13 protein-coding genes and 1 riboswitch are annotated in these 12,133 nt (G+C 45.0%); of the genes, 12 read left to right on the top strand and 1 reads right to left on the bottom strand.

All coding sequences use genetic code 11. The features are described 5' to 3' along the window. Positions 1 to 88: 88 nt before the first annotated feature. Together luxO and luxU are read left to right on the top strand one after the other, a co-directional pair. Positions 89 to 1,489 (top strand): quorum-sensing sigma-54 dependent transcriptional regulator LuxO, encoded by a 1,401-nt coding sequence (gene luxO, locus J4N37_RS11025; RefSeq protein ID WP_503047507.1) that lies wholly within the window; start codon positions 89 to 91, stop codon positions 1,487 to 1,489. Further along, positions 1,486 to 1,830: a quorum-sensing phosphorelay protein LuxU gene (luxU, locus tag J4N37_RS11020; RefSeq protein ID WP_252040928.1), complete on the top strand. Its 345-nt coding sequence runs from the start codon at positions 1,486 to 1,488 to the stop codon at positions 1,828 to 1,830. The genes luxO and luxU overlap by 4 nt, the downstream gene beginning before the upstream one ends. A gap of 46 nt (positions 1,831 to 1,876) precedes the next feature. Here luxU and yvcK read toward each other — a convergent pair whose 3' ends face one another. Continuing rightward, the gene (gene yvcK, locus J4N37_RS11015) at positions 1,877 to 2,767 is read right to left on the bottom strand and encodes a uridine diphosphate-N-acetylglucosamine-binding protein YvcK (protein ID WP_252040927.1); all 891 of its coding nucleotides are present in this window, start codon (positions 2,765 to 2,767) and stop codon (positions 1,877 to 1,879) included. 180 nt (positions 2,768 to 2,947) lie between these two features. Further along, a riboswitch (molybdenum cofactor riboswitch) is annotated at positions 2,948 to 3,081 on the top strand. Between yvcK and moaA the strand changes: the two genes are divergently transcribed. The 10 genes from moaA to oppF all read left to right on the top strand — a co-directional run bounded on the left by moaA (position 3,070) and on the right by oppF (position 12,028). After that, entirely contained in the window at positions 3,070 to 4,059 is a 990-nt protein-coding gene (gene moaA, locus J4N37_RS11010; protein WP_038885128.1) for a GTP 3',8-cyclase MoaA, read from the top strand. (Overlaps the previous riboswitch by 12 nt.) Before the next feature lie 100 nt (positions 4,060 to 4,159). Then, a complete protein-coding gene (gene moaB, locus J4N37_RS11005; RefSeq protein WP_252040926.1) occupies positions 4,160 to 4,672 on the top strand; it encodes a molybdenum cofactor biosynthesis protein B in 513 nt (170 codons plus the stop codon). Positions 4,673 to 4,698: 26 nt separating this feature from the next. Then, positions 4,699 to 5,175, top strand: coding sequence for a cyclic pyranopterin monophosphate synthase MoaC (gene moaC, locus J4N37_RS11000; protein ID WP_005439664.1), 477 nt, complete (start codon positions 4,699 to 4,701; stop codon positions 5,173 to 5,175). Then, on the top strand, positions 5,175 to 5,432 hold the full coding sequence (gene moaD / locus J4N37_RS10995; protein ID WP_010449371.1) for a molybdopterin synthase sulfur carrier subunit: 258 nt from the start codon (positions 5,175 to 5,177) through the stop codon (positions 5,430 to 5,432). The genes moaC and moaD overlap by 1 nt, the downstream gene beginning before the upstream one ends. A gap of 1 nt (position 5,433) precedes the next feature. Further along, positions 5,434 to 5,889 (top strand): molybdopterin synthase catalytic subunit MoaE, encoded by a 456-nt coding sequence (gene moaE, locus J4N37_RS10990; protein ID WP_010449369.1) that lies wholly within the window; start codon positions 5,434 to 5,436, stop codon positions 5,887 to 5,889. A 571-nt stretch (positions 5,890 to 6,460) separates the two neighbouring features. Continuing rightward, entirely contained in the window at positions 6,461 to 8,092 is a 1,632-nt protein-coding gene (locus J4N37_RS10985) for an ABC transporter substrate-binding protein (protein ID WP_010449367.1), read from the top strand. Positions 8,093 to 8,198: 106 nt separating this feature from the next. Beyond that, on the top strand, positions 8,199 to 9,119 hold the full coding sequence (gene oppB, locus J4N37_RS10980) for an oligopeptide ABC transporter permease OppB (RefSeq protein WP_010449365.1): 921 nt from the start codon (positions 8,199 to 8,201) through the stop codon (positions 9,117 to 9,119). Between the two features lie 15 nt (positions 9,120 to 9,134). Next, positions 9,135 to 10,037 (top strand): oligopeptide ABC transporter permease OppC, encoded by a 903-nt coding sequence (oppC, locus tag J4N37_RS10975; RefSeq protein ID WP_005531413.1) that lies wholly within the window; start codon positions 9,135 to 9,137, stop codon positions 10,035 to 10,037. Between the two features lie 30 nt (positions 10,038 to 10,067). Beyond that, complete coding sequence (locus J4N37_RS10970; protein ID WP_010449362.1) at positions 10,068 to 11,039, top strand: ABC transporter ATP-binding protein; 972 nt, start codon at positions 10,068 to 10,070, stop codon at positions 11,037 to 11,039. Further along, on the top strand, positions 11,036 to 12,028 hold the full coding sequence (gene oppF / locus J4N37_RS10965) for a murein tripeptide/oligopeptide ABC transporter ATP binding protein OppF (protein WP_029561013.1): 993 nt from the start codon (positions 11,036 to 11,038) through the stop codon (positions 12,026 to 12,028). Before J4N37_RS10970 ends, oppF begins: the two co-directional genes overlap by 4 nt. Positions 12,029 to 12,133: the final 105 nt, after the last annotated feature.

Genomic DNA, 12,133 nt, shown 5'->3' with positions numbered 1-12,133 from the left:
GCATTTCATTTTATTACGATTGTTTATTTGCAAAATGCAAAGCGTAATGCGATTATTATTTAAAACACAACGATAAATTGGCTAGGTTATGCAATCTAATGAAGGTCAAAAGTCTCGCTATCTATTGATGGTCGAAGACACCGCATCCGTCGCAGCGTTATATCGCTCCTATCTAACACCTCTTGGTATTGATATTAATATCGTTGGCACTGGGCGTGATGCTATTGACAGCTTAAAGCACCGAATCCCAGATTTAATTCTGCTGGATCTGCGTCTACCCGATATGACAGGTATGGATGTTCTCCATGCGGTTAAAGAGAGTAACCCAGACGTCCCGATCATTTTTATGACGGCACACGGCTCTATTGATACGGCCGTAGAGGCAATGCGTCATGGTTCCCAAGATTTTTTAATTAAGCCCTGCGAAGCCGACCGATTGCGTGTCACGGTGAATAATGCGATCCGCAAAGCAACCAAATTAAAGAATGAAGCTGACAACCCTGGCAATCAAAATTATCAAGGCTTTATTGGCAGTAGCCAAACCATGCAGCAGGTTTACCGCACTATTGATTCTGCTGCGAGCAGTAAGGCGAGCATTTTCATTACTGGTGAAAGTGGCACGGGTAAAGAAGTGTGTGCGGAGGCGATTCACGCAGCAAGTAAGCGTGGAGATAAGCCGTTTATCGCCATCAACTGTGCAGCAATTCCGAAAGACCTTATTGAAAGTGAACTGTTTGGTCACGTAAAAGGTGCTTTCACCGGTGCGGCTAATGATCGACAAGGTGCGGCAGAACTGGCTGATGGCGGCACGCTGTTCCTTGATGAGCTGTGTGAAATGGACTTGGATCTTCAAACTAAGTTATTGCGTTTTATTCAAACGGGTACGTTCCAAAAGGTCGGTTCTTCTAAAATGAAGAGCGTAGACGTGCGCTTTGTGTGTGCGACCAACCGCGACCCTTGGAAAGAAGTGCAAGAAGGCCGTTTCCGTGAAGACTTGTACTACCGTTTGTACGTGATTCCTTTACACCTTCCACCGTTGCGTGAGCGCGGCGAAGACGTGATTGAAATTGCTTATTCATTGCTTGGCTACATGTCGCATGAAGAAGGAAAGAGCTTTGTACGTTTCTCTCCAGAGGTAATAGAGCGATTCAATGATTATGAATGGCCTGGAAACGTTCGCCAATTGCAAAACGTGTTGCGTAACATTGTTGTCTTGAACAGCGGTAAAGAGATTTCTTTAGACATGTTACCGCCACCATTGAACGCGCCAATGATTAAGACACCAATGCCAAGAGCCGTTGAAATCGAGAGTTTTTCTGCTTCTGATATTATACCGTTGTGGATGACAGAGAAGTCCGCCATTGAACAGGCTATAGAGGCTTGCGATGGCAATATACCGAGAGCTGCTGGGTATTTGGATGTAAGCCCTTCAACGATTTATCGTAAGCTCCAAACTTGGAATCAAACCGAAGAGCAGAAAAAGGCATGAACAAGGAAGTGTTAAATCAACAAAAAATTGATGAGTTGTCTGATGAAATAGGTAGTGAAAATGTTCCTATTCTTTTGGATATTTTCCTCGGTGAGATGAACTCATATGTCGACAATCTAAACGCCAATGCCAGTGATGGCCAACTTGTGTATTTGAAAGAAATCAGCCATGCATTGAAGAGCAGTGCGGCGAGTTTTGGTGCCGACCGCTTATGTGACTTAGCGATTCAAATTGATCATAAAGTGAAGCGAGGAGAGTCATTAAGCCATGATGGTGATGTGTCTATGATGCTTGACACGCTGAAGGTTACACAAAAGGCTTATTTGAGCTGGGGTCAATGATAGACGTATACAGAAAAGAGGCATAGCGCCTCTTTTCTAATGTCTCTTATAGCGTTAATTGGTCAACAATCGCTTGTTTTAACTTATCACGATCATGTCGCCAATCTCGATTGGTAGAAGCAAGTGATTGTGTGACAACATTCCAGTGTGCATTTACCTCATCATCCGCATCTTCCGCCAAAACTACGTCAATCTTTCTTCCTTGGCAGGCGCGCTCACACCATTCTAATTTCTGTCTCAGAGACATTAAGCCAGCGGGACCAAATTCAGGGCTCAAGTTGGCAACGAATATAAGTTTAGCACTATGGTTATTTGCAATGGCTTTCCCAAGTTCCGGAAGTAGCAAAGGTGGCATTATGCTGGTTAGAAAACTGCCTGGGCCTAGGATGATTGCATCAGCCTGTTCTAGAGCTGTGATTGCTTCTTTTGTCGCAGGGACTTCTGGAGAAAGATCGAGACGACGTAGTTCTTTGTTCATCTCGTCTACATTGGTTTCACCAGTTACTATTTGGCCGTCAACCGCAAGCGCTGTCAGGTCAGATGGGTGCTCTGACATCGGTAAGATATTGACGTCTACTTTCAGCATGTTGCGGATTAAGTTGATAGCATCAAGAGGCCTTACTGATAGGTGATCTAAAGCCGTCAACATTAGATTACCTAGGTTATGTCCATCAAGTTCGCCAGCGCCTCGAAAACGATATTCAAACATCATTGAGCTAATGGAAGGCTCCGTGATGAGCTGGTTGATGCAATTACGTGTATCTCCCCAAGCAATACCGCCTTGGCAATGACGAATTCGCCCAGTTGAGCCACCATTATCTGTTGTTGCTACAATTCCGGTTGCATTTTCGCCGAAGTCTTTCAAAGCCGATAGCATTCGACCTAGACCATGGCCACCGCCAACCGCGGCAACCTTTTTGTCGTTATAGATTTTCATCGTGTTCTTCTAATATTTTTTGTCATAACCGACTACAATTTATCTTATTGAGTAATAGCCGTGTACTCACTAGGAAGTAAATTGTGTTTCTACAGAGATTTTTATCGATTAAGGCTAGATTCCATTACGAATATTAAGTATTTTACACGGCAAAGCTACCAAGTGCTTATATTATAGTGCTGGTTGCCATAACTCCGAGCTTACTATGCTAAGTCCAAGGATAAGCATTTTGAGCCAGTGACATTCTGTCACAAGGGCATAATTGGAAATGATTATGCCTCCCGTGTTTGGAAAGGTGTTCCGTGGCGCAACAATTCGAAGACAAATTTCATCGTAAGTTCTATTACTTGCGTCTGTCTGTGACCGACGTATGTAATTTCAAATGTACCTATTGCCTTCCTGACGGCTATAAGCCATCGGGCAATAAAAACTCGTCTTTTTTATCTCTCCCTGAGATCAAACGTGTCGTCAAAGCGTTTGCTGATTGTGGTACCTCAAAGGTACGTATCACAGGTGGTGAGCCGAGTTTACGCAAAGACTTTACTGACATTATTCACTCAGTCGCAACCACGCCGGGTATCAAAAAAGTCGCGACAACGACTAACGGCTACCGCATGGCGAAGCAAGTGGCGGACTGGCATGACGCTGGCCTCACGCACATTAACGTGAGTGTGGATAGCCTTGACCCGCGTATGTTCCATCAAATCACAGGTGAAAATAAATTCACTGAAGTGATGAATGGTATCGAACGTGCATTTGAAGTGGGTTATGAGCAAGTCAAAGTGAATGTGGTACTGATGAAAGACCTCAACCACAACGAGCTACCTGCTTTCCTTAACTGGATTAAAGATCGTCCCATCCAACTGCGTTTTATAGAATTAATGCAGACGGGAGAAATGGATGATCTGTTTGCCAAGCATCATGTCTCTGGTGTGGCAATCCGAAATCAATTAATCGCCAACGGTTGGTTACTTAAAGTACGTTCTCATAATGATGGTCCTGCACAGGTATTTGTTCATCCAGATTATAAGGGTGAAATTGGCCTAATCATGCCGTATGAGAAAGACTTCTGTGAGAGCTGTAACCGACTTCGTGTATCGGCTATGGGTAAACTGCATCTATGTCTGTTCGGTGAGCATGGCGTGGAATTACGTGACCTATTAGAACGTGACGAGCAAGAGGAAGAATTGATTGAACGTATTCAAGCGCAGCTGCAAACGAAATCCGTTAGTCACTTCTTGCACGATGGCAATACAGGTATGACGCCACATCTTGCGTCTATCGGCGGCTAATTCCAATCAGATTTTACATCGGGAGCTGACGTGGCTTCTGATGATTTTTCCAGAATCGATACCCTGCGTATCAAAAGCAAATTAGAGAATAGGTGAACAAATGGGTCACGCTGAAAGCAAATTTCAACCTGCAAACATTGCCGTTCTAACGGTATCTGACACTCGTACTGAAGAAAACGACACTTCTGGTGGCTACCTAGTTGAGCACGCGAAAGAAGCGGGTCACAACGTTGTCGATAAACAAATCGTTATCGATGACATGTACAAGATTCGTGCGACCGTTTCTCAGTGGATTGCTGACGAAAATGTACAAGCAATCATGATCACAGGCGGTACAGGTTTCACTTCACGTGACAGCACGCCAGAAGCACTTAAGCCGCTATTTGATAAAGAAGTAGAAGGCTTCGGTGAACTATTCCGCTTGGTTTCTTACGAAGAGATTGGTACTTCAACGATTCAATCTCGCGCGATTGCAGGCTTTGCTAACCATACCGTTATCTTCGCGATGCCGGGTTCTACTGGTGCGTGCCGTACTGGTTGGACGAAGATCATCAAGCAACAACTAGATGCAAGCCACCGTCCTTGTAACTTCATGCCACACCTATCTGTATAACCTTTCCTATAAGCGAAGGAAAAACAATGACCCAATTTACACATATCAACGCGTCTGGCGAAGCTAACATGGTGGACGTATCAGCAAAAGCAGAAACCGTTCGTGAAGCACGTGCTGAAGCGTTCGTGCACATGGCTCCAGAAACACTACAACTTATTGTTTCAGGCCAACACCACAAAGGTGATGTGTTTGCGACTGCTCGTATTGCTGGTATTCAAGCTGCTAAGAAAACATGGGATTTGATTCCTCTTTGTCACCCTCTGTTGCTTTCTAAGGTTGAAGTTCAACTGGAAGCTATCGAAGCAGAAAACAAAGTACGTATCGAATCCGTATGTAAGCTAGCGGGTAAAACAGGCGTGGAAATGGAAGCGCTGACGGCGGCTTCAGTGGCAGCTTTAACGATTTACGATATGTGTAAAGCGGTGCAGAAAGACATGGTTATTGAACAAGTTCGTCTACTAGAGAAGACGGGCGGTAAATCAGGACACTTCAAGGCGGAATAATGATTAAAGTACTTTTCTTTGCTCAAACGCGAGAGCTAGTTGGTATGGATGGTCTAGAACTTGAAGGCCAGTTTGATAATGTAGAAGCCATTCGAGTTCACCTTGTTGAATCGGGCGCTGACAAAGAAGGCAAGTGGGATTTAGCGCTAGAACCAGGCAAGTTACTGGCTGCGGTAAACCAGTCTATCGTACCTTTAGACACTGTAGTGAAAGCGGGCGATGAAGTTGCCTTCTTCCCACCAGTAACAGGGGGCTAATATGGATCCTCGCGTTTCTGTACAAGCTGAAGACTTTTCGGTCGATCAAGAGTACCAACGTCTATCAGAAGGCACGGCCTCTGGTGCGGTAGTTACCTTTATCGGTAAAGTTCGTGATATGAACCTTGGTGATAACGTGGTTGGTCTTCACCTAGAGCATTATCCGGGTATGACGGAGAAAAGCCTGATCGACATCTGCGATGAAGCGGAATCACGTTGGCCTTTGTTAGGTGTGCGCGTTATTCACCGTATTGGTGATCTCGATACCGGTGACCAAATTGTTTTTGTTGGTGTGTCCAGTGCACACCGTGGTGCGGCATTTGATGCTTGCGAGTTCATTATGGACTTTCTAAAGACCAAAGCACCATTCTGGAAAAAAGAACGCACCACCAGTGAAAACCGCTGGATTGAATCGCGAGATACCGATCATCACGCAGCGCAGCGCTGGGAGAAATAACTCCTTTTCTATCGCGAGTAGCTACCTATGGCCAAGTTGTTTAGATGACTTGGCCTTTTCCATTTCCAGACCTTCCTCTCTTCAAATTAGCTCCCACTAAACGAGGGCTAAATAACTTCTCTAAATACCGTACATTTCACTTGTTTACCGAACGGTGATCCTGTTCACAATAAAAAATCTTGAACAAGATATAAACAATAATTTGTTAGACTTGTACCATGGTAAATGTTAATTAATATGTGCATATCTAGCATAAGATGCTATCAAATCGTTTAAATTTAGATTTATCGAAAGTTTCGCCTGTTAAATGATATCTCATATCCCCATTTTGCTAGCGAATACTTATTAACTAGTATTTATTGCTGAATATGAATGGTATTTACAGAATTATTAGTTTTTTTGCTACATTTTTATGGCAAATTACTTCAATGATTGCTAATGTGTGCCGCAGTCTTTGTAAGGTTTTAGAGTTTTGTGCTCAGAAAGTGCGCTAAAAAGTTCTAAAATGCTGACCGTTCCAGTCCCTTGCAGAGAAGTCATGGATGCTAATGAAAAACTCGGAGTTTTACGCATGTATAAGAACAAAATCACTCAAGCCCTTCTTCTAGGTGCTGGTCTGGCAGTGGCTGCCGCTTCTACTACCGCTTTTGCTGCAGATGTTCCAGCAGGTACTAAACTAGCTGATAAACAAGAACTTGTTCGTGGTAACGGTACTGAAGTTGCGACAATTGACCCGCATAAATCTCAAGGTGTTCCTGAATCACACGTGATTCGTGATCTTCTTGAAGGCTTGGTGAATCAGAATGCAGATGGCGACACTATCCCTGGTGTTGCTGAAAGCTGGGAAACCCCAGACAACAAAACCTTCACTTTCCACCTACGTAAAGACGCAAAATGGTCTAATGGCGAGCCTGTAACAGCACAAGACTTCGTGTTCAGCTGGCAGCGTGCTGTCGATCCTGCAACTGCTTCTCCTTATTCTTGGTACATGGAATACACCAAGATGAAGAATGCGAAAGATATCGTTGCGGGTAAAAAAGACAAAAGCGAGCTAGGTGTTAAGGCGACTGATGATCACACCCTAGTCGTTGAACTAGATACTGCGGTTCCTTACTTTGTAATGATGACTGGCCACACAACAATGAAACCAGTTCACAAAGGAACAGTTGAGAAGTTCGGTGATCAATGGACGAAACCAGAAAACTTCGTAGGTAACGGCGCTTATGTAGTAAACAACTGGGTTGTGAACGAGCGTCTAGAGCTGACTCGTAACGAACAGTACTGGGATAACGACAAAACTGTTATCAACAAGGTTACTTTCCTACCTATCGAAAACGCAGTAGCGGAAATGAACCGTTTCCTATCTGGCGAGATCGATTTCACATCAACGCTACCGACTGAGCACTTTAAGCGTCTGCAAAAAGAGCATCCTGAGTCAGTATCGGTTGAGGGTAGCCTGTGTACTTACTACTACTCATTCAACACGAAGAAAGAACCATTTAACGACGTTCGTGTTCGTAAAGCGATTTCTTACGCGATTGACCGTGATATCGTTGCAAAAGCAATCCTTGCTCAAGGCCAAAAACCAGCATACTTCCTAACGCCTGAAATTACAGCGCACTTCGACCCTGAGCTACCAGTTTACGGTAAGATGACGCAAAAAGAGCGTAACGCAGAAGCTGCACGCCTTCTTGAAGAAGCGGGTTACGGTAAAGGCAACCCACTTAAGTTCTCTCTTCTTTACAACACGAACGAGAACCACAAGAAGCTAGCTGTTGCTCTAGGTTCAATGTGGAAGAAAACGCTTGGTCTAGACGTTACACTAGAAAACCAAGAGTGGAAAACATACCTATCTACTAAAGATCAAGGTGATTTCGAAGTTGCACGCGCTGGTTGGTGTGGCGACTACAACGAAGCATCTTCATTCCTAACCCTTATGGTTAGCTCGAACACTACTGGTGGTCAGCACTGGGGTAGTAAAGAGTACGACGCACTGATCGACAAAGCACTTAAGTCGACTTCAGAAGAGGAGCGTACTCAAATTTACCTAGATGCTGAAAAGCTGATGGCGAAAGAAATGCCAATCGCACCAATTTACCAGTACGTGCGTTCACGTCTACTAAACCCGCACGTTGGTGGTTTCCCTGCTAACAACGCGGAAGAGAAGATCTACTCAAAAGATCTTTACATCAAAGCTAACTAATCGTTTAGCTTCAAAACTATAAGAATAAGGCACACGCGCATCCGCCAGGCTGCGTGTGTTGCCTATCATCAATTTTTTAACTGTCACAGACGGAAAGAGTGAGTTTATGCTTAAATTCATCGCAAAAAGGATATTTGAGGCGATCCCAACAATGTTGGTTTTGATCACCGTATCTTTCTTTCTCATGCGTTTCGCACCGGGTAACCCATTCTCGAGCGAGCGTCCATTACCGCCAGAAGTTATGGCGAACATTGAAGCCAAATACGGCCTAGATAAGCCAGTATTTGAGCAATACACCACGTATTTGACTAACGTAATCCAAGGTGACTTTGGCCCTTCATTCAAATACTTAGATTACACAGTAAACGAGCTAATCTCGGTAGCACTGCCAGTATCGGCGAAGGTAGGCTTCATTGCCTTTATCTTCACGGTGATTCTGGGGGTAACGATCGGCACCATAGCCGCGCTTAAACAAAACTCGTGGCTTGATTACACCATTATGTCGACGGCGATGCTTGGGGTCGTAATGCCATCCTTCGTACTAGCGCCTGCTCTGATTTACTTGTTCTCGCTCCACTGGAATTTATTCCCTGCGGGTGGTTGGCATGATGGCTCATGGCAATACTTAGTGCTGCCAGTTATTGCTATGTCACTGCTTTATGTTGCCACGTTTGCTCGTATCACTCGTGGTTCTATGATTGAGACATTGAACAGTAACTTTATTCGTACTGCTCGTGCGAAAGGTCTAAGTTACCGTTACATCATCCTGAAACACGCATTAAAACCAGCGTTACTTCCAGTTGTGTCCTACATGGGACCAGCGTTTGTCGGCATTATTACCGGCTCGGTGGTTGTTGAGACCATCTTTGGTCTGCCTGGTATCGGTAAGCTGTTCGTAAACGCAGCCTTCAACCGTGACTACTCGCTAGTAATGGGTGTAACCATTCTGATTGGTTTCCTATTCATCTTGTTCAACGCTATCGTTGATATTCTGCTAGCAATGATTGACCCGAAAATTCGCTACTAACAGGGAAGTATGGTTATGTTAACGAAAAAAGAGAATCTTGAAGCGGTCGAGAAATTTGCAGAGAACCTGGAAGTTGAAGGCCGTAGTTTGTGGCAAGACGCCCGTATCCGCTTTATGCGTAACAAAGCGGCAATGGTGAGCTTGTTCATTCTTACATTGATGACCCTTGCGGTAATCTTCCTGCCAATGTTGGCACCTTACACATTTGATGATACAGACTGGTACGCAATGCACGTCGGTCCAAGTGCTGAGCACTGGTTCGGTACTGACAGCTTAGGTCGTGACCTTTACGTACGTACGCTAATTGGTGGCCGTATCTCTCTAATGGTGGGTGTTCTAGGTGCATTGGTTGCGGTTGTGATTGGTACGCTTTACGGTGCGGCTTCTGGCTTCATCGGTGGTAAAGTTGACCGTATCATGATGCGTATTCTTGAAATCCTATACGCGGTTCCGTTCATGTTCCTAGTTATCGTACTGGTAACATTCTTCGGTCGTAACATCGTTCTTATCTTCGTCGCTATCGGTGCTATCGCATGGCTAGATATGGCTCGTATCGTACGTGGTCAAACACTAAGTCTGCGTAGTAAAGAGTTTATTGAAGCGGCACACGTTTGTGGTGTGAGCAAGTGGAAGATCATCACTCGCCATATCGTACCAAACGTATTGGGTATCGTAGCGGTTTACTCAACACTACTTATCCCAAGCATGATTCTTACTGAATCATTCCTTTCATTCCTTGGTCTTGGTGTACAAGAACCAATGACAAGTTGGGGCGCACTTCTACAAGAAGGTTCACAAACAATGGAAGTGGCAATCTGGCAGCTGGCGTTCCCAGCAGCATTCATGGTTGTGACTCTATTCTGCTTCAACTACGTTGGTGACGGTCTGCGCGATGCGCTGGATCCAAAAGACAGATAATTAAAAATAGAAAGAATAAAGGAAGCAATGATGAGTTTATTAGATGTCAAAGATCTGCGCGTCGAATTTACCACGCAAGATGGTATCGTAACCGCAGTAAACGATTTGAACTTCTCTCTGAATCAAGGTGAAACCCTTGGTATCGTAGGTGAGTCTGGTTCAGGTAAGTCACAAACTGTATTCGCAATCATGGGTCTACTGGCTAAGAACGGTATTATCTCTGGTAGTGCGAAATTCGAAGGTAATGAGATTCTTAACCTTCCAGAAAAAGAGCTGAACAAGGTTCGTGCGGAACAGATCGCGATGATCTTCCAAGACCCAATGACCTCTCTTAATCCATACATGAAAGTTAGTGATCAGCTGATGGAAGTACTGATGCTGCACAAAGGTATGGGCAAAGCAGAAGCGTTCGAAGAGTCTGTTCGTATGCTTGAAGCGGTAAAAATCCCAGAAGCTCGTAAGCGTATCACCATGTACCCACACGAGTTCTCAGGCGGTATGCGTCAGCGTGTAATGATCGCAATGGCACTACTGTGCCGTCCAAAACTGCTTATTGCGGATGAGCCAACTACGGCATTGGACGTTACGGTTCAAGCGCAGATCATGGACCTGCTTAACGAACTGAAATCTGAGTTCAACACTGCAATCATCATGATCACGCACGACCTTGGTGTCGTAGCGGGTTCTTGTGACAAAGTACTTGTGATGTACGCAGGTCGTACCATGGAGTACGGCACGGTGAACGAAATCTTCTACAACCCAAGCCACCCTTACGCGGAAGGTCTATTGAAGGCGATTCCTCGTTTGGATACAGAAGGCGAGATCCTGCCAACGATTCCAGGTAACCCGCCAAACTTGCTTCGTCTACCACCTGGCTGTCCTTATCAAGATCGCTGCCACCGTGTGATGGATCGTTGTAAGCGTGAAGCACCAATTCTGACGCCGTTTGGTGATGGCCGTCAGCGTGCATGTTTTTCTGAATGGGAGGCTTGGAGCAAATGAGTACAGATAAAAAGCTAATTCTGGATGTATCTGATCTGAAAGTTCACTTCAGCATTGCATCAAAATCTGCATGGCCTTGGTCAAAACCTTCAAGCCTAAAAGCAGTAGACGGCGTAAACGTTCGTCTATATGAAGGTGAGACGCTTGGTGTGGTAGGTGAGTCTGGTTGTGGTAAATCGACGTTTGCTCGCGCGATCATTGGTTTGGTTGAAGCAACAGACGGTGAAGTCGTTTGGTTAGGCCAAGACCTGACGAAGATGAAAGAAGTACAACGCCGTGAAACGCGCAAAGAAATCCAAATGATTTTCCAAGATCCTTTGGCTTCTTTGAACCCGCGTATGACAGTGGGTGACATCATCGCTGAGCCGCTTGAGACATTCTACCCAGAACTGACTAAGCAAGAAGTGAAAGACCGCGTTAAAGAGATGATGGCGAAGGTAGGTCTACTGCCAAACGTGATCAACCGTTACCCGCACGAGTTCTCTGGTGGCCAGTGTCAGCGTATTGGTATCGCGCGTGCACTTATCCTAAAGCCTAAGATGATTATCTGTGACGAACCGGTATCAGCGCTGGATGTATCGATTCAGGCTCAGGTGGTTAACCTACTGAAAGAGCTACAAAAAGAGCTAGGTCTTTCATTAGTATTTATCGCGCACGATTTGTCAGTAGTGAAACACATCTCTGACCGCGTACTGGTTATGTACCTAGGTAACGCTGTTGAGTTGGGTGAAGCGGAAGCATTGTTTGCCGATCCAAAACACCCATACACACGTGCATTGATGTCGGCAGTTCCGATCCCAGATCCTGAATTAGAGCGCAACAAAACCATTCAGATGCTGGAGGGTGATCTACCATCGCCAATCAGTCCACCATCAGGTTGCGTGTTCCGTACCCGTTGCCCACAAGCAACAGAAGAGTGTGCGAAGACTAAGCCACATATCGAAGGTTCTGACGTTCACGCAGTATCTTGTCTACACGTAGCAGTGTAATTAAATTCGGCCTGTGACGGGCTTAAGCGCGGCGCCTTTTATAGGGTCGCGCTTTTTTTATGCCTGCAGTTTTTCTTTATGTCCCATTAGCTGACACTACTCTAA

This window comes from Vibrio sp. SCSIO 43153, from assembly GCF_023716625.1.
Classification (GTDB): Bacteria; Pseudomonadota; Gammaproteobacteria; order Enterobacterales; family Vibrionaceae; genus Vibrio; species Vibrio rotiferianus.
This window is presented reverse-complemented; position numbering and strand designations above follow the sequence as displayed.

Coding starts and splice junctions, on each gene's coding strand:
- moaD (WP_010449371.1), top strand. CDS start 5,175: ATGATTAAAGTACTTTTCTTTGCTCAAACGCGAGAGCTAGTTGGTATG.
- moaB (WP_252040926.1), top strand. CDS start 4,160: ATGGGTCACGCTGAAAGCAAATTTCAACCTGCAAACATTGCCGTTCTA.
- oppF (WP_029561013.1), top strand. CDS start 11,036: ATGAGTACAGATAAAAAGCTAATTCTGGATGTATCTGATCTGAAAGTT.
- J4N37_RS10985 (WP_010449367.1), top strand. CDS start 6,461: ATGTATAAGAACAAAATCACTCAAGCCCTTCTTCTAGGTGCTGGTCTG.
- oppB (WP_010449365.1), top strand. CDS start 8,199: ATGCTTAAATTCATCGCAAAAAGGATATTTGAGGCGATCCCAACAATG.
- J4N37_RS10970 (WP_010449362.1), top strand. CDS start 10,068: ATGAGTTTATTAGATGTCAAAGATCTGCGCGTCGAATTTACCACGCAA.
- yvcK (WP_252040927.1), bottom strand. CDS start 2,767: ATGAAAATCTATAACGACAAAAAGGTTGCCGCGGTTGGCGGTGGCCAT.
- luxO (WP_503047507.1), top strand. CDS start 89: ATGCAATCTAATGAAGGTCAAAAGTCTCGCTATCTATTGATGGTCGAA.
- luxU (WP_252040928.1), top strand. CDS start 1,486: ATGAACAAGGAAGTGTTAAATCAACAAAAAATTGATGAGTTGTCTGAT.
- oppC (WP_005531413.1), top strand. CDS start 9,135: ATGTTAACGAAAAAAGAGAATCTTGAAGCGGTCGAGAAATTTGCAGAG.
- moaE (WP_010449369.1), top strand. CDS start 5,434: ATGGATCCTCGCGTTTCTGTACAAGCTGAAGACTTTTCGGTCGATCAA.
- moaC (WP_005439664.1), top strand. CDS start 4,699: ATGACCCAATTTACACATATCAACGCGTCTGGCGAAGCTAACATGGTG.